We start from the raw sequence: 15,723 nt of genomic DNA, 5'->3' as shown, positions 1-15,723 counted from the left end.
GACGTGCCGCGGGCTCAGACCCCGCGCCACCAGGCGGCGACGTGGCCCCAGAAGCCCTTGGGGCCGGTCTCGAAGAGCCAGGGCTTTTCGCGCTTGAGCTTGTCCATCATGTCCTGCTCGGCCTTCTCCGAGACATTTCCATAGGCGCGCCCGAGTTTCAGCAGGGTGCGCAGGGCTCCCAGCTTTTCCCGCGCCACCATGCCCGAGGCATGTTCGATGGCGATATGGGTCTCGCGCAATTCCTGCACCATGGCATGGGCCAGTTGCGAGGCCGGTGTCTTCAGGCGTTCCTGCACTACCGCGATATTCGTGGCGGACGCCTTGATCTGCGAGGCCAGCACGTCGATCTGCGTTTCATCGCCCTTGGCCTGCTTGATGATGGCGCCGGCCCAGGCGCGCGAGGCATTGACCAGTTCCTCGGTGCCCCAGTCGTGGCGCACCGCAATCCAGAACCCGTAATTGGCCGCCTGTTCGATCAGGATCTGCACCACGTCCGGGAATTCCTTGTCCATCGCCCGGCGCGCCCACGCATACTGGCCCGAGAGCATCAGGTGCTGCACCGCCTCTTCGGTGAGGAAGTTGGTGTTCTCGGAGAGCTTGGCCAGCAGGTAGCTGTCGAAGGAAGGTTTGACGAAACCCGAATCGATCTTGGTCGAGAGCCGCACGAAGTTGTGATAATCCCGCTCCAGCGAGTCGTAGATATCGTCCTTGAGGATGAGTTTGATCTGTTTCATGCGGCTTCCCCTCGGACCGTGTCCGATGTTGTTGTTGCGCCGGCAAGGCCATGCGGCGTGCCGGACTGGTTGTGATGACGCGGTGTCAATGCTGATGCTGCCAGGAAACTTGTTATCGGCAGCTGTCGTGCCAAACTTTACGCCGCCCCTGCGGCGCGGACCTCAATAACTGCGCAAGCCATAGCGCTGCCGGGTTTCCCCGTCCGGCAACAATTGGTCGCGGTACAGCGCCCAGGCGGGATCGGCCAGGATGGCGGTGCTGGTCTTGCAGCCCTGGCAGAGCTGGGCATGCACGCCGGCCACCACCGCTTCGAGGCCATTGGGATCGGTCACGTAGAACCAGGACTGCTGCTGGCCCTGGCTGAACGCAGTGCCGGCATAGATGCTGCGGGTCTTCTTGCCGATGGCCGCAGCCATCTGATCGGACAGGGCTTCCAACCGGTCCTGCTCGGCCAGCGCCGGCAAACCATCGGGCGTACCCGGCGCATAGCTCACCCGCGTGACCACCACGTACGGAAATCCGGAAAGCGGAAAGCTGCGCCGCAAGCCCATGTCCAGTTTGACCACCGTGAGGCGATCGCCGCGCTGGGCCTGGTAGTTCCACCACTCGGGCTCAGGATCCTGCGCCAGCCCGTGGCGCGCCAGCAGGAGCAGCAGGGTCAGGAGCAGGGCGCGCTTCATGGTTGGCTCGCCGTATCAGCTGGCCAGCAGGGCCAGCAGCGCCAGCAGGGCGGGCAGACCCTGGATGTAGAGGATGGAGCGCTTGGCGGTGAGTCCACCGTAAATACCGGCCACCAGCACGCAGCTCACGAAGAAGATTTGCACCGCATGGTCGCCCGTGGCCAAGCTCCAGAACAGGCCGGCGGCGAGGAAACCGTTGTAGAGACCCTGGTTGGCGGCCAGCACGCGGGTGGCTTCGGCGGCTTCGCGCGACTGGCGGAAGGTCTTCAGACCCAGCGGCTTGGTCCACAGGAACATTTCCAGGATCAGGATCCAGACATGTTCAAGGGCGACCAGCAGGACCAGGATGGTGGCGAGCGTGTGCAAGGTTTCTCCCTGTTGTCGTTATACGTTCTTGCCGCGCCTTCGCAGCGCGTTGCAGAGTGCGCCGGGCGGCGGGCTTTGGCGATCATGCCTGAAATGCGCCCGCGCGCCAATGCCCTGCACGCCGCTGCGGCGCTTACTTCGCCTGCAGGAATTTCTCGGCCAGCCGCACCCAGTAAGTGGCACCGATGGGCAGCAGGTCGTCGTTGAAATCGTAGCTGGGGTTGTGCAGGTTGCACGGACCCAGGCCATGGCCCTGGTCGCGGTGGCCGCCATCGCCATTGCCGAGGAACACGTAGCAGCCCGGCTTGTGCTGCAGCATGAAGGCGAAATCTTCCGCGCCCATGGTCGGTTCGGTCTTGGCATCCACATGGTCGGCACCGAACTGTTCGGTCAGCACTTCGACGGCGAAGGCAGTTTCCTCGGGATGGTTGATGAGCGGCGGATAGTTGCGGTTGAAGCGGAACTCGACCGTGGCATTGAAGGCGGCGGCGGTGTGCTCGGCGATCTCCTGCATGCGGCGCTCGATGAGGTCCAGCACCGGCAGGCTGAAGGTGCGCACGGTGCCGACCATCATGGCTTCGTCGGGGATGACGTTGGTGGCGCTGCCGGTGTGGATCTGGGTGATCGACACCACCGCCGGATCATTCGGATTGACGTTGCGCGCCACGATGCTCTGCCAGGCCTGGGCAATGTGGACCGCCGTCATGACCGGGTCGATGGCCTTGTGCGGCTGCGCCGCGTGCGAACCCTTGCCCTTGACGGTGACGTGGAACTCGTTGCTGGAGGCCATCTGCGGACCCGGCGTCACGCCGAAGTGACCGGCCGGGATGCCGGGCCAGTTGTGCATGCCGAAGACGGCATCCATCGGGTACTTGTCGAACAGGCCATCCTGGATCATGCGCTCGGCGCCACGGCCGCCTTCTTCTGCGGGCTGGAAGATGACATACACGGTGCCATCGAAGTCGCCATGCTGCGCCAGGTAACGGGCCGCGCCCAGCAGCATGGCGGTGTGGCCGTCATGGCCGCAGGCGTGCATCTTGCCGGGATGACGCGAGGCATGGTCGAAGGTATTGATTTCGGACATGGGCAGCGCATCCATGTCGGCGCGCAGGCCGATGGCACGTGGGCTGTCGCCCTTCTTGATGATGCCGACCACGCCCGTCACCCCCAGGCCGCGCACGACCGGAATCCCCCACTCGGTCAGCTTTTGCGCCACCACGTCGGCGGTGCGCACTTCTTCGTAACACAGCTCGGGATGGGCGTGGATGTCGCGGCGGATCTTCTGCAGGTCGGCGTGGAACTGGACGATGGGGTCAATGAGTTTCATGGAAGTCTGGTGCGATGGCGTTGGTAACAAGTGTGCCTATCTTACCGCGCCTTGGCGGCGCAGGAGCGCCTGTGCAATTTCGTTCAATACAGCGGCCGCGGGCCTGCCTAGCATGCGCATTTTTAACAGGGGGCGCCGGGCAGGCGTCGACACACATGATGCTTTCTTCCGAATTCTTCCTGCTGGCGGGTGCGCACTTGCTGGCGCTGGCCAGTCCCGGTCCGGATTTCCTCTTGCTGCTGCGGGGCAGCCTGCGCCATGGGCGGGGCTATGGGTTGGCAGCATCGTTCGGGATTGCGCTGGCCAACGGACTCTACATCGCGCTGGCCATCGGCGGCTTCAGCCTCCTGCAGCGCGCACCACTGCTGCTGGCGGCCATGCAGTGGCTGGCGGCGCTCTACCTGGCCTGGCTGGGATGGGTCTTCTGGCGCGCCGGACGGCACCCGGCGGTGTTGCCCGCTGCGGCCGTTTCGCCTGCCAGGGTCGCGCCATGGGCCGCACTGGGGACAGGTTTTCTTTCGGCCGCACTCAATCCCAAGAATGGCGTGTTTTACTTTGGCCTGTTCACCGTTATCGTATCGGCGCAGACCGGCGCGTCGACCAAGCTCTTCTATGGCGTCTGGATGTTTGGGGCCGTGCTGGCCTGGGATGCCGGGCTGGTGTATTTCATCGCGCAGCAGCGTGTGATGCGGGCGCTCACGCGCGTGCTGCCGCTCATCGAGCGGGGCGCGGGCCTGCTGTTGATGCTCGCTGCCGCCGCACTGGTGGCCAGCCGCAGCTAGGCCCGCCGATATTGCAGCGGTGTGGCCGCCACCCGCGACTTGAAGGCGCGATGGAAGTGGCTCTGGTCGGCGAAGCCGGTATCAAGCGCGGCATGGACGGTGCTGGCGCCCTGCTGCAGCAGGGTGCGCGCCTGGCGGATCTTCATGTCCAGCTGCAGGGCATGCGGAGTCAGGCCGAAGCGGCGGCGGAACTGGCGGATCAACTGGTAGCGGCTGGTGCCGGCGAGTTCCGCCAGGGTCGCCAGCGAGACACGGTCGCGGCAATGTGCCAGCAGGAAATCATGGGCACGCTGCAGGCCGTCTTCTTCGGGCGCATTGCTGGCCTGCGCGGGCGGGCAGGCATCGGCGCACGCGCGCATCACGTGCTGCAGGCAACGTATTACCTCGCGCTCCAGGTCCGGATGGCCATGCTCCAGCGTATGCGTCATGCGGTCCAGCCATTGCAGTGCCTCCGGCGAGCGCACCACCTGTGACGGCATGCCCGCGAGCAACCCGCATGTGTCCGGGGTTTGCGCCAGCAGGTCGGCCAGCCAGCTGGAGTCCAGATGGAACATGCGATAGCTCCAGCGCTGCAGGTCGGCCGGATTGCAGCTGTGCACATCGCCTGCCCGCACGAGGATCACGTCGCCAGGGAAAATGGGCTCGCTGCGATCGGCCAGCGTAAAGACGCTGTGGCCGCCATCGACGACGCCGATGGAAAAACTGTCATGCGTATGCGGCGCATAGCAGGACAGGCTGCCGGTGGCGCGACGGCCTTCGAAGAAGGGCAAGGCGGGAGGACGCCAGAAGTACGGTGAAGGAGACATGGCGGCACTACGGAAGAGTCGTGACGCGCCATTTTAAGATAAAGTAGCTGCCTGCCTCGCGTGCGCCGAGGGCTTCCCTGTTTTCTTTCCCCGCTTTCTTCTCTGCCATGACCACCACCATCGTCCGTGCCGCCTGTCCCCATGATTGCCCTGATACCTGCGCCCTGCTGGTGACCGTCAAGGACGGCGTCGCCACGGAAGTGCGCGGCGATCCGGAGCACCCGCCGACGGCCGGCGTGCTCTGCACCAAGGTCTCTCGCTATGCCGAGCGCACCTATCACCAGGACCGCCTGCTGCATCCCATGCGCCGCGTGGGCAAGAAGGGCGAGGGCAAGTTCGAGCGCATCAGCTGGGACGAGGCCATCGCCACCATCGCACAGCGCCTGGGCCAGATCGCCTTGCGCGATCCGCAAGCCATCCTGCCCTACAGCTACGCCGGGACCATGGGTCAGGTGCAGGGCGAATCGATGGCCGGCCGTTTCTTCAATCGTCTCGGTGCCTCGCAGCTGGACCGCACCATCTGTGCCTCCGCCGGTGGCGCAGGCTATCGCTACACCATTGGTGCGCGCATCGGTACCGATCTGGAACAGGTCGATCACGCCAAGCTCATCATCATCTGGGGCGGCAATCCGATTGCCTCCAACCTGCATTTCTGGACCCGCGTGCAAGCGGCCAAGCGCAATGGAGCGCGCCTGATCGCCATCGATCCGTATCGCTCGCTGACCGCCGAGAAGTGCCACCAGCACATCGCGCTCTTGCCCGGGACCGATGCGGCCCTGGCGCTGGGCCTGATGCACGTGCTGATCGCGGAAGACTTGCTGGACCACGATTACATCGCACGCTACACGCTCGGCTTCGAGCAGCTCAAGGAGCGCGTGGCTGAATGGACGCCGGCCCGTACCGCTGAAGTGTGCGGCATCAGTGCGGAGGAAGTGCAGAACCTGGCGCGCGAATATGCCCGAGTGGCGCTGGCTGGCGAGGGTGCCTTCATCCGCGCCAACTACGGCCTGCAGCGCGTGCGCGGCGGCGGCATGGCCGCGCGCAACGTGGCTTGCCTGCCAGCGTTGGTCGGCGCTTGGCGTCATGCTTCCGGGGGCATCCAGCTGTCGGTATCGGACAGCTTCCCCAAGGACACGGCCGCCTTGAGCCGTCCCGACCTGGCCGCGCGTCACGGCAAGCCCAGCCGCATCATCAATATGAGCACCATCGGCGATGACCTGTTGAAGCCGGCCTCGCCCGACTTTGGTCCCCAGGTAGAAGCAGTGATCGTCTACAACTCCAACCCGGTGGCGGTGGCCCCGGAGTCGGGCAAGGTAGCGCAGGGCTTTGCGCGCGAAGATCTGTTCACGGTGGTGCTGGAACATTTCCAGACCGATACCGCCGACTACGCCGATATCCTGCTGCCTGCGACGACCCAGCTGGAGCACATCGACGTACATGCGTCGTATGGCCACGTCTACATGATGGCCAACAATGCTGCCATTGCGCCGCTGGGCGAGGCCAAGCCCAATACCGAGATCTTCCGCCTGCTGGCGGCCGCGATGGGCTTTGAAGAAGACTGCTTCAAGGACAGCGACGATCAATTGGCCGCCGTGGCCTTCAAGCGCGATGATCCGCGCAGCGCCGGCTACAACTGGGAACAGTTGAAGGAGAAGGGATGGCAGCGCCTGTCGGTGCCGGTCGCGCCCTTTGCCGAAGGCGGGTTTGCCACGCCCTCGGGCAAGTGCGAGTTCTATTCCGAGCAGATGAAGAGTGCAGGTCTCGATCCCTTGCCGACCTATATCGCGCCCTATGAATCGGTGGCCAGCAATCCGCAGCTGGGCGCGAAATATCCGCTGGCGATGATCTCGCCGCCGGCACGCAATTTCCTCAATTCTTCCTTCGTCAATGTACAGAGCCTGCGTGATACGGAGGGCGAACCGCACCTCGACATGCATCCGCAGGACGCCGCTGCACGCGGCATTGCGCAGGGAGATACGGTGCGCATCTTCAATGATCGCGGCAGCATGCAGGCACGCGTGCGCGTGACCGACAAGGCGCGCGTGGGGCTGGTGGTGGGCCTGTCGATCTGGTGGAAGAAATTTGCCGCCGATGGCAAGAACGCCAACGAAGTCACCAGCCAGCGCCTGACCGACATGGGCAATGCGCCCACCTTCTATGACGTGCTGGTGCAGGTGGAAAAACTGCAGCAGCCGGTCGTGGCCGCCTGAGTTTTTTCATGCTGCGTCGTGGCTTGCGTCGTTCTGTGCGCTGGCGGCTGACCTTGGCGGTGCTGGCGTCGCTGTGCGGGCTGTCGGCTTGTTCTACGGTCTCGTATTACGCCCAGGCCGCGCACGGCCAGTTCTCGCTGCTGGCGCAGGCAAAACCGCTGGAGGAGTGGCTCGATGACCCGGCCACCTCGCCCGCGCTCAAGTCCAAGCTGCAGACGGTGCGCGAGATCCGCCGCTATGCCGTCACCGAACTCGATCTGCCCGACAACGGCAGCTATCGCAGTTACGCGCAACTGGACCGGCCTTTCGTGCTGTGGAATGTGGTGGCCGCGCCTGAGCTGTCGTTGAAGCCCCGGCAGTGGTGTTTCCCCATTGCCGGCTGCGTGGACTATCGCGGCTACTATCACCTCAGTGATGCGCAGGCCTATGCCGACACGCTCAAGGCCGAAGGTTATGACGTGCAGGTCGCCGGAGTGCCGGCGTATTCCACGCTGGGCTGGTTCGATGATCCGGTGATCTCCACCTTCATCCAGTATCCCGATGGCGAACTGGCGCGGCTGATCTTCCATGAGCTGGCGCACCAGACCGTGTATGCGCCCGGTGATACGTCCTTCAATGAAGGGTTTGCGGTGGCGGTGGAAGAGCTGGGTGTGGAGCGCTGGCTGGCGGCGCGCCACGATCCGGCGATGGTCCAGGCCTACCAGCGTTTTGCCGCCCGCAAGCGCGAGTTCCTGGCCTTGCTGGACAAGTACCGCGACCGGTTGAAGGAGAACTACGACAGCGATGCCGGCGATGCCGACAAGCGCCAGCGCAAGGCGGCCATCTTCGATGCCCTGCGCGCTGAATATGCGCAGATCAAGGTCACCCGCTGGAATGGCTATGCCGGGTATGACCGCTGGTTCGCGATGCCGCTGTCCAATGCGCATCTCGCACTGGTGGGGGCGTATCACGACCTGGTCCCTGCCTTCCGTCAGTTGTTTGCCCGCAGCAGCGGCTTCCCCGATTTTTATGACAAGGTGCGCGCACTGGCACGCATGGACAAGGCCGCACGCCATGCTGCGCTGGGAGACGCGCCCTTGACCACGGGCAAGGCGGAGGCGGAAATGTTTCCCACCTGCACCACGGAACGGCCCAAGAGCACCGACCCGGCGTATCATGCCGGATGAATTTGAATGCAATACCGGTTTGCCGGGCCGTGCAATACGCGCAGACTGACCGCGATATCGCAGCCGTTGCCAACCTTTTTGCAAAAAATCTCAAATTTGGGGCGCAAAAAGCTTGCCCCGCAGTCGAATGCTGGATAGCATCTGCGATAAATAAAAAAACACTCGTGCTTTTTTTGCTGTGCGCGCCAACGCGGTGGCCTTGCATCACCGTCCAGCCCCAGCGCACGTTATGACCGGAGACAGAGGACACACTATGGAAAGATTCTGGCTTGCATCGTATCCCGCAGGCGTTCCCGCTGACATCGACCCCAGCCGTTACGGTTCGCTGGTGCAGATGATCGAAGAGGCTTTCGCCAAGCATGCCGATCGCAACGCTTACGTCTGCATGGGCAAGTATCTCCGCTATGGCGAGCTCGATGCCATGTCGCGCGCCATGGGGGCCTGGCTGCAAGGCCTGGGCCTGCAGAAGGGCGCCCGCGTGGCGATCATGATGCCCAACGTGCTGCAATACCCGATCGCCATCGCCGCCATCCTGCGTGCGGGCTACACGGTGGTCAACGTCAATCCGCTCTACACGGCCCGCGAGCTGGAACACCAGTTGAAGGATTCCGGCGCCGAAGCCATCTTCGTGCTGGAGAACTTTGCCTGCACGCTGCAGAAGGTGGTGGCGCATACCCAGGTCAAGCACATCGTGGTGGCCAGCATGGGCGAGCTGCTCGGCACCCTCAAGGGCGCCATCGTCAACCTGGTGGTGCGGCACGTCAAGAAGATGGTGCCGTCCTGGTCGCTGCCCAATGCCATCTCCTTCAGCCGCGCGCTGTCGCAGGGCGAGGGCAAGACGTTGCAGAAGGTATCGCTGACGCCCGATGACGTCGCCTTCCTGCAATACACCGGCGGGACCACGGGTGTGGCCAAGGGGGCGGTGCTGACCCATCGCAACCTGATCGCCAACGTGCTGCAGGCCGAAGAATGGCTGACCCCGGCGCTGAAGTCCGGCAAGCCCATCGACCAGCTGGTGTTCGTCTGCGCGCTGCCGCTGTATCACATCTTTGCGCTCACCGTCTGCAACCTGCTGGGCACGCGTGAAGGCGCGCTGAACCTGCTGATCCCGAACCCGCGCGACATTCCCGGTTTCGTCAAGGAGCTGGCCAAGTACAAGGTCAACACCTTCCCCGCGGTCAACACGCTCTACAACGCGCTGCTCAACAATGCCGATTTTGCCAAGCTGGATTTCTCCGGCTATCGCTGCTGTGTGGGTGGCGGCATGGCGGTGCAGAAGAGCGTGGCCGACAAGTGGAAGAAGCTGACCGGCTGTCCCATCATCGAAGGTTACGGTTTGTCCGAAACTTCGCCGATTGCCAGCGCGAACCCCTGCACCATCGATGAATACACCGGCACCATCGGCCTGCCGCTGCCATCCACCGAAATCGCCATCCTCGATGATGACGGCCAGCCAGTACCGCTGGGCAAGCCGGGCGAGATCGCCATTCGTGGTCCGCAGGTGATGCCGGGCTACTGGCAGCGTCCGGATGAGACGGCCAAGGTCATGACGCCGGATGGTTTCTTCAAGACCGGTGACATCGGTGTGATGGATGCGCAGGGCTACACCAAGATCGTGGACCGCAAGAAGGACATGATCCTGGTCTCGGGCTTCAACGTTTATCCGAATGAAATCGAAGGCGTGGTGGCGCAGCATCCTGCGGTGCTGGAGTGCGCCTGTGTGGGCGTGCCCGATGAACACACCGGCGAAGCGGTCAAGCTCTTCGTGGTTCGCAAGGACAAGTCGCTGACCAGTGAGCAGCTGATGACTTACTGCAAGGAGCAGTTCACCGGCTACAAGAAGCCCAAGTACATCGAGTTCCGCGATGAGCTGCCCAAGACCAACGTGGGCAAGATCCTGCGCCGCGAGTTGCGGGATGATCCTGCGAAGGCGCCGCAGAAACAGGCAGCATGAAACGAGCGCTGCCGTAATCTGATCTTCTTGCGTTCGTCAGTCAGTTTCTGCATCAAGGCCTGAGTTCGGTATTGCACCGGACTCAGGCCTTTTCAGTTTGGGCTCACACGAGATGGCTGGTGTTGAGTCGTCATTTTCCTGGGCAGATCGGATTCTCGGGAGGGACAGGCCGGCTCCTTGCCTGAAGGGGTATCGCTCCTTGGGGCGAAAATTCATGCAGTCGCCCGCCGTCGTCATTCAGGAGTTGCGCGTTTCCATTGGGAAATATTAAAATGCGCGCCGGTGTTACATCAGGGAGGGAAACTTGATGAACACAGGAATCCTGCATGCGCAAAACCCTCCGGGGTCTGGAGCAACTGCTTTCAGACTATCAGCACGCCCGCATTCTGCGGCTCACTTTCCCACACAACGACGCCCCCCTTTCTGAACTGCTCGTCAACAAGCTTGACGCCAGCGAAGGCCTGTCGCGCGACTTCGAATTCACCGTCGAGCTGTTGGCCGACAACGCCACGCTCGAACTCAAGGACCTCCAGGGCAAATTGCTTTGCGTGGAGCTCGTCCGGCAAGACGGCAGCCTGCGCTACTTCACCGGTTACGTCTTCAGCTTCCGCTTCGTCAAGACTGACGGCGATGTCGCATTCTACGAAGCCAGGCTGGGTCCGTGGTTGAAGTACCTTTCCTTGCGTACCAACTGCATGCTGTTCCATGGCGTGCGTCTGTACGAGCACCTCCGACGAGTATTACGGCGAACTGAACCGCTCCAGCGTCAGGCAGGAATCGGACCTGGCCCCGTACAAGCCGCATACCGACGTCATCGTCATTGCCGATGCGCACGCGCCGCAGGGACGCGCGGCCCGCGAGTTCGAGGTCGGCATCCAGATCAATGGCGCACCGGTCGCGCCAGAACTGCCGCCGCAATCCTATGGCTTGAATCCGTTTCAGGCTGCTTCGCCAGAGCGCATGGCGCAGTGGCGGCAAGAGTGCGCGCGCTTGAGATTGACTCATTTCATGTGATTGCAAGGACTGCATTTGGCGATCTCTATGTGTGTGGTGAGAAGACGGGGCGTAGCGTCACGATTGCCTGTGCCCTCAATATGGTCTCTGCTCTACAGAATGAATTAAAGGCGAAAACTAAAGAAGACCTGGATTATTCAATCCGTTCACTTTTTGCGTTCAGTAAGCCGGCACGATTTGATATAAAAGACGAGGATGGACAGCCGCTCTTTGAACGCGCCAGGTCAAAACTCGGTCCGCTTGAACCACACGAAATATATGGTTTCGAGCCCGCCATCGTACTAGGAGGAAAAATCCTCCTGGAGAATCTGGCAAAAGTGAATGCCAATGTGCACCTAACGATTCTCCGTCAATTCGCCGACCCGGAACTGCCATTCTCAGGGGTCGATATTGAAAAATTACTCGACTCTTGAAACATGCTTCATCCAGGCGCAGGCATAGGTCGCCTGGTTTTTGAATCAATCAAGCTAAGGCATTGAGATGAGAGACGAGGACCACGGATTACTGAATTGGTGGGAAAACTATGACGAGCCGCTTTGACCTCAAGCCGCATATAGGTGCTGGACATCTTCGCTTTGGTATGACCCATGCAATGGTTGAAGAGTTAATCGGCGCTGCGTCGAGGAAAAAGAAAGGCTTCTTGGGAGAGACCATCGAGTACAGAAGAGAAAATGGACTACTGACCACTTACGGATTGAATACGAACGAGCTCGTTGAAGTGGGATTCAGCCGGAACATACTCGAATTGGAGTATGAAGGCATCAAGCTATTCACTGATCCACCACGGGATGTATTCAGCAGCCTGGTCAATATCGACGGCAGTCCCTACGAAAGTGTTGGATTTATCGTGTTGCTCAATCTCGGTATGACGCTGACGGGATTTCATGATGATGATATTTACCAGCGGGCAGTCACCGTGTTCGAACGAGGCCGCTGGGATGACCAGCTTAGTGACTTGAAGCCTTTTGATTTAGTCAATTTTTAAATCCATTACATCTCAATACGTCCAGTGACCAGAATTCCTAAACCGTTCAACGCAGTCAGATTTCATAATTGAAACGGCAACCCTGGAAAAAAATTTCATGGCCCCCCTGAAGATAGAAGAAGTCATTCCCTATGTTGGAGTTGATCACGTCCGGTTCGGAATGACACCTGCTGAGGTTGCTCACATCTGGGGGGGAGCCCCATAGCCGTTCGGTGAATTTCTTAAAGCAGTATGTGGAGTACAGAGTAAGTGTATCGACAACGTACTCATCCGAAAACCAGCTCATTGAGATTGGCCTCTCGCGACATTGTACTGATGCCAGATTGGAAAATATCCAGATATTCTCGCCGCCAAAAAGAAGTCGCCTCGTCGAGTTATTGAATCTCGACAAAGACGCTTATGAAGATGTGGGAATAATTGTGTTTAAGAACCTCGGTATTTCGGTGACGGGATTCGAGCATTCTGACGACGACGACCTGGCAATCTCAGCTTTTTCTCGCGTCCATTGGGATGAAGATCTTGAGGCAATGAGAGCGTATCAGCTTTGAATTTTTGACCGTCATGCAAGAACATATCATTACGTCTTACGTAGGCGTCGGGCCACTTAGGTTTGGAATGAACAGGTACGAGGTTCATCAAATATTAGGTACGCCTTTATCAACAAAGAAAAGTCGCTTCTTCGATGAATCAAGAGACTACTGGAACGAGAACGGTTTGCAGCTAACTTTTTCTGAAACGGATGATGGACTATTAGAGATTGGCCTGTCTCCTAACCTCCCAAATGTTCAATTGAATGGACTTAAGTTATTTGAAGTTCCAGGGGCATATGCCTTTAAGGTTTTGCAAGATTGGGACAGTGCACCTCTTTCAAAAACGGGCACGAGTATCTTTCTTAAGCTTGCACTGGCTGCCGGAGGCTTCTTGTATGAGGACGATAGTGACAAATCGGTGACAGTATTTGCAAAAGGGCGATGGGATTGGCTATCGCAAAAAAACTAAAGAATTTTATTTTCTGAGATCTTGGATTTGGTGTGCCGTTCTTTGGAAGCGCCAGGGTAAAACTCGGCCCACTTGAACCGCACGAAATCTATGGATTCGAGCCCGCCATCGTACTGGGAGGAAAAGTCCTCCTCGAAAATCTGGCAAAAGTGAATGCCAATGTGCACTTGACGATTCTCCGCCAATTCGCCGACCCGGAACTACCGTTCTCCGGGATCGATATTGAAAAGTTGCTCAATTCTTGAACCATGCAGCCATGAAAGGATGACTCAAAAAAAGGACAGTTAAAAAACAGGCGTAGCACCTTATTTTTCTAAGAGGAATAAAACCGAGGAAATGAGATGAGAGATGAAGACTTCGAATATTTTTCAAGCAAATTTGGCGAGGCCACCAAGCGCACTCCGGTACCGGCCAAAAGCCTAAACAAATGGCGCAACAAACTCTCCGATCAGCTATTGAAATACTGGGAGCAAGAAGGATGGTGCGAATATGCCAATGGACTCTTTTGCACAGTTAACCCTGATGACTATGCAGGTCTCGTCGATGACTGGCTCGCGGACACCGAATTGGAGGGGGTTGACGTCTTCCACGTCATTGCGAGATCTGCATTTGGCAAACTTTACGTGTGTGGTGAGAAGACAGGCAGAAGCGTTTCGATGAACTGCGTGATCCATAGCGTCTCTGCTTTCGAAAATGAACTGAAGCCCAAATCCAAGGAAGACTTGGATTTTTCGATTCGTTCGCTATTTGCGTGCCTTGAGCCAGCTCAGCTTGACCTGAAAGACGAGGATGGACAGCCCCTCTTCGAACGTGCGCGATCCAAACTAGGTCCGCTTGATCCGCATGAAATATATGGTTTCCAGCCCGCCATCGTCCTGGGCGGGAGTTTCCTGCTCGACAATCTGGTGAAAGTGAAGGCCAATGTGCACCTGACGCTTCTCCGCATGTTCGGCGAGCCGACATTCCCATTCTCGGGAATCGACATTGAAGAGTGGCTGGACGAGGCAGACACGCAGTAGTGACAGCACACCCCAAGTCATCATCCAAGCATGGAATGACTCAGGACAAGACTCCTTGGACTGAAACCGCTCCCCCTGAACTCATCGGCAAAAAGCCGCTGTCCGTGACCCCCTCCGGCAGCGGCTTTCCCCCTGTATGAATCTTCAGTCAGGCACCGGCGTCACCACGGGCTTGCCAGAAAAATGCGCCTGCAAATTGGTGAACGCCAGTTCCGCCATGGCCGTCCTGGTGACCAGCGTGCCGCTGGCCATGTGCGGCGTCAGCACCACGTTCTCCAGCGCGGCCAGTTCGGCCGGAATGTTCGGTTCATTCTCGAACACGTCCAGCCCCGCACCGGCAATCGTCCCAGCCTGCAGCGCCGCGATGAGCGCCTTTTCATCCACCACCGAACCACGCGCCACATTGATGAGGAAGCCCTTGGGTCCCAGTGCCTCCAGCACCTCGGCATTGACCAGCGCCCGCGTCCCGGCACCACCCGGCGTGATCATCACCAGGAAATCGACCTCGCGCGCCAGCGAGACGATGTCTTCCACATAGGTGTAGGGCACGTCCTTGCGCGAACGGTTGTGATACGCAATCTGCATGTCGAACGCCGCCGCCCGCTGCGCGATGGCTTGCCCGATGCGGCCCAGGCCGACGATGCCCAGGCGCGCGCCGCTGACCTTGGTGGTGAAGGGGAAGGGCCCCTTCTTCCATTCGCCGCTACGAGCAAAGCGGTCGGCCCGCACCACGTTGCGCGCCACGGCCAGCATCAGGGCAATGGCCATGTCGGCCACATCCTCGGTGAGCACGTCGGGCGTGTGGGTCACATGGATGCCGCGCTCGCGGGCAGCCGGTACATCCACCCCGTCATAGCCGACCCCGAACACCGAGACAATCTCCAGCGCCGGAAAGCGCGCCATGAACTCGCGCCCGACCTTGGCTTCGCCATTGGCGGCAATGCCGCGCACCTGCGGCGCGATGGCAGCGAGCGCTTCCTCGGTGAGTGGATCGAGGATGAGGTTGTGGCAGGTGAAGTTCTGCTGCAGCAAGTCCAGCAGGTGTTGCGGCAGACGGGCGACGATGAGGACGACAGGGCGGCTGGAGGAGGTCATGGGCAGTATGAAGAAGAGGAAGAGGAAGACAGTGAGGGAGGCATAACGATACGTCTGCGCCGCACGCTGCGGGCTGAAAAATTTTCAAGCCCGCAGGAGGGGAAGGGCGGCGCTCAGATCGCCGGGCTGGCCCCCGCTTCGCGCACCGGATCCAGTGGCGGCAGCGGACGCGGCTTGCGGTTTTCATCGGTGGCCACGTAGGTGAGGGTGGCTTCGGTCACCTTGACGATTTCGGTCTGCAGGCGATTGCGCTCCGCATACACTTCAACGTTGACGGTGATGGAGGTATTGCCGACCTTGACGATATCGGCATAGAAGGACAGCAGGTCCCCCACGAACACCGGATTCTTGAACAGGAAGGAATTGACCGCAATGGTCGCCACCCGCCCGTTGGCGCGGCGGGTGGCCGGCAGCGAGCCGGCGATGTCGACCTGGGCCATGATCCAGCCGCCGAAGACGTCGCCATAGACATTGGCATCCGACGGCATGGGCATGACGCGCAGCTGCGGTGCCTTGCCCGGCGGAAGTTGGGAAACGGTGGATGACATGGAAGGCTCCTTTGCAGGTGATGTCCGGCGGCGCGCC

The 15,723-nt window shown here is 60.2% G+C and carries 18 protein-coding genes and 1 pseudogene; 12 read left to right on the top strand and 7 right to left on the bottom strand.

The features are described from left to right. Positions 1 to 14: 14 nt before the first annotated feature. The 4 genes from JOD78_RS21425 to JOD78_RS21410 all read right to left on the bottom strand — a co-directional run bounded on the left by JOD78_RS21425 (position 15) and on the right by JOD78_RS21410 (position 3,108). Complete coding sequence (locus JOD78_RS21425) at positions 15 to 734, bottom strand: DUF4088 domain-containing protein (protein WP_121043903.1); 720 nt, start codon at positions 732 to 734, stop codon at positions 15 to 17. 162 nt (positions 735 to 896) lie between these two features. Continuing rightward, positions 897 to 1,415, bottom strand: coding sequence for a DUF695 domain-containing protein (locus tag JOD78_RS21420; RefSeq protein WP_039786873.1), 519 nt, complete (start codon positions 1,413 to 1,415; stop codon positions 897 to 899). A 15-nt stretch (positions 1,416 to 1,430) separates the two neighbouring features. Then, a complete protein-coding gene (locus tag JOD78_RS21415; RefSeq protein ID WP_034333253.1) occupies positions 1,431 to 1,781 on the bottom strand; it encodes a DUF1304 domain-containing protein in 351 nt (116 codons plus the stop codon). A 133-nt stretch (positions 1,782 to 1,914) separates the two neighbouring features. Beyond that, positions 1,915 to 3,108, bottom strand: coding sequence for a M20 aminoacylase family protein (locus JOD78_RS21410; protein WP_121043897.1), 1,194 nt, complete (start codon positions 3,106 to 3,108; stop codon positions 1,915 to 1,917). Positions 3,109 to 3,263: 155 nt separating this feature from the next. On the opposite strand from JOD78_RS21410, the gene JOD78_RS21405 reads away from it, so the two are divergent. Then, complete coding sequence (locus tag JOD78_RS21405; protein WP_245202222.1) at positions 3,264 to 3,890, top strand: LysE family transporter; 627 nt, start codon at positions 3,264 to 3,266, stop codon at positions 3,888 to 3,890. Here the strand turns inward: JOD78_RS21405 and JOD78_RS21400 are convergent. Then, positions 3,887 to 4,696: an AraC family transcriptional regulator gene (locus JOD78_RS21400; protein ID WP_209567620.1), complete on the bottom strand. Its 810-nt coding sequence runs from the start codon at positions 4,694 to 4,696 to the stop codon at positions 3,887 to 3,889. The two genes, JOD78_RS21405 and JOD78_RS21400, sit on opposite strands and share 4 nt — an antisense overlap. A 107-nt stretch (positions 4,697 to 4,803) precedes the next feature. Between JOD78_RS21400 and JOD78_RS21395 the strand changes: the two genes are divergently transcribed. The 11 genes and pseudogenes from JOD78_RS21395 (at position 4,804) to JOD78_RS21345 (ending at position 14,043) form a co-directional block, all read left to right on the top strand. Beyond that, positions 4,804 to 6,906 (top strand): molybdopterin oxidoreductase family protein, encoded by a 2,103-nt coding sequence (locus tag JOD78_RS21395; RefSeq protein WP_209567619.1) that lies wholly within the window; start codon positions 4,804 to 4,806, stop codon positions 6,904 to 6,906. 8 nt (positions 6,907 to 6,914) lie between these two features. Then, a complete protein-coding gene (locus JOD78_RS21390; RefSeq protein ID WP_134136552.1) occupies positions 6,915 to 8,072 on the top strand; it encodes an aminopeptidase in 1,158 nt (385 codons plus the stop codon). 253 nt (positions 8,073 to 8,325) lie between these two features. Next, positions 8,326 to 10,026, top strand: a complete 1,701-nt coding sequence (locus JOD78_RS21385; protein WP_209567618.1) for a long-chain fatty acid--CoA ligase — start codon at positions 8,326 to 8,328, stop codon at positions 10,024 to 10,026. Positions 10,027 to 10,352: 326 nt separating this feature from the next. Then, positions 10,353 to 10,718: pseudogene (locus JOD78_RS21380) on the top strand (contractile injection system protein, VgrG/Pvc8 family); the annotation flags it as partial. 13 nt (positions 10,719 to 10,731) lie between these two features. Continuing rightward, positions 10,732 to 11,040, top strand: coding sequence for a DUF2169 domain-containing protein (locus JOD78_RS21375; RefSeq protein ID WP_245202249.1), 309 nt, complete (start codon positions 10,732 to 10,734; stop codon positions 11,038 to 11,040). Next, complete coding sequence (locus JOD78_RS21370; protein ID WP_348534277.1) at positions 10,995 to 11,453, top strand: T6SS immunity protein Tdi1 domain-containing protein; 459 nt, start codon at positions 10,995 to 10,997, stop codon at positions 11,451 to 11,453. Before JOD78_RS21375 ends, JOD78_RS21370 begins: the two co-directional genes overlap by 46 nt. A gap of 110 nt (positions 11,454 to 11,563) precedes the next feature. Next, positions 11,564 to 12,025 carry a hypothetical protein gene (locus tag JOD78_RS21365; RefSeq protein WP_209567617.1) on the top strand — a complete coding sequence of 154 codons (462 nt, stop codon included), beginning with the start codon at positions 11,564 to 11,566 and terminating at the stop codon, positions 12,023 to 12,025. A gap of 323 nt (positions 12,026 to 12,348) precedes the next feature. Next, complete coding sequence (locus tag JOD78_RS21360) at positions 12,349 to 12,573, top strand: hypothetical protein (RefSeq protein WP_209567616.1); 225 nt, start codon at positions 12,349 to 12,351, stop codon at positions 12,571 to 12,573. Positions 12,574 to 12,586: 13 nt separating this feature from the next. Next, positions 12,587 to 13,024: a hypothetical protein gene (locus JOD78_RS21355; protein ID WP_209567614.1), complete on the top strand. Its 438-nt coding sequence runs from the start codon at positions 12,587 to 12,589 to the stop codon at positions 13,022 to 13,024. A gap of 32 nt (positions 13,025 to 13,056) precedes the next feature. Then, complete coding sequence (locus tag JOD78_RS21350; protein ID WP_227022729.1) at positions 13,057 to 13,269, top strand: T6SS immunity protein Tdi1 domain-containing protein; 213 nt, start codon at positions 13,057 to 13,059, stop codon at positions 13,267 to 13,269. A 96-nt stretch (positions 13,270 to 13,365) separates the two neighbouring features. Next, on the top strand, positions 13,366 to 14,043 hold the full coding sequence (locus JOD78_RS21345; RefSeq protein ID WP_134136557.1) for a GAD-like domain-containing protein: 678 nt from the start codon (positions 13,366 to 13,368) through the stop codon (positions 14,041 to 14,043). Between the two features lie 144 nt (positions 14,044 to 14,187). On the opposite strand, the gene JOD78_RS21340 is transcribed toward JOD78_RS21345, so the two are convergent. Beyond that, positions 14,188 to 15,138, bottom strand: a complete 951-nt coding sequence (locus tag JOD78_RS21340) for a 2-hydroxyacid dehydrogenase (RefSeq protein ID WP_121043870.1) — start codon at positions 15,136 to 15,138, stop codon at positions 14,188 to 14,190. Between the two features lie 113 nt (positions 15,139 to 15,251). After that, on the bottom strand, positions 15,252 to 15,686 hold the full coding sequence (locus tag JOD78_RS21335) for an acyl-CoA thioesterase (RefSeq protein ID WP_008331921.1): 435 nt from the start codon (positions 15,684 to 15,686) through the stop codon (positions 15,252 to 15,254). Positions 15,687 to 15,723 lie beyond the last annotated feature (37 nt).

Origin of the sequence: Herbaspirillum sp. 1130, assembly GCF_017833835.1 — a bacterium.
Classification (GTDB): Bacteria; Pseudomonadota; Gammaproteobacteria; order Burkholderiales; family Burkholderiaceae_D; genus Herbaspirillum; species Herbaspirillum huttiense.
This window is presented reverse-complemented; position numbering and strand designations above follow the sequence as displayed.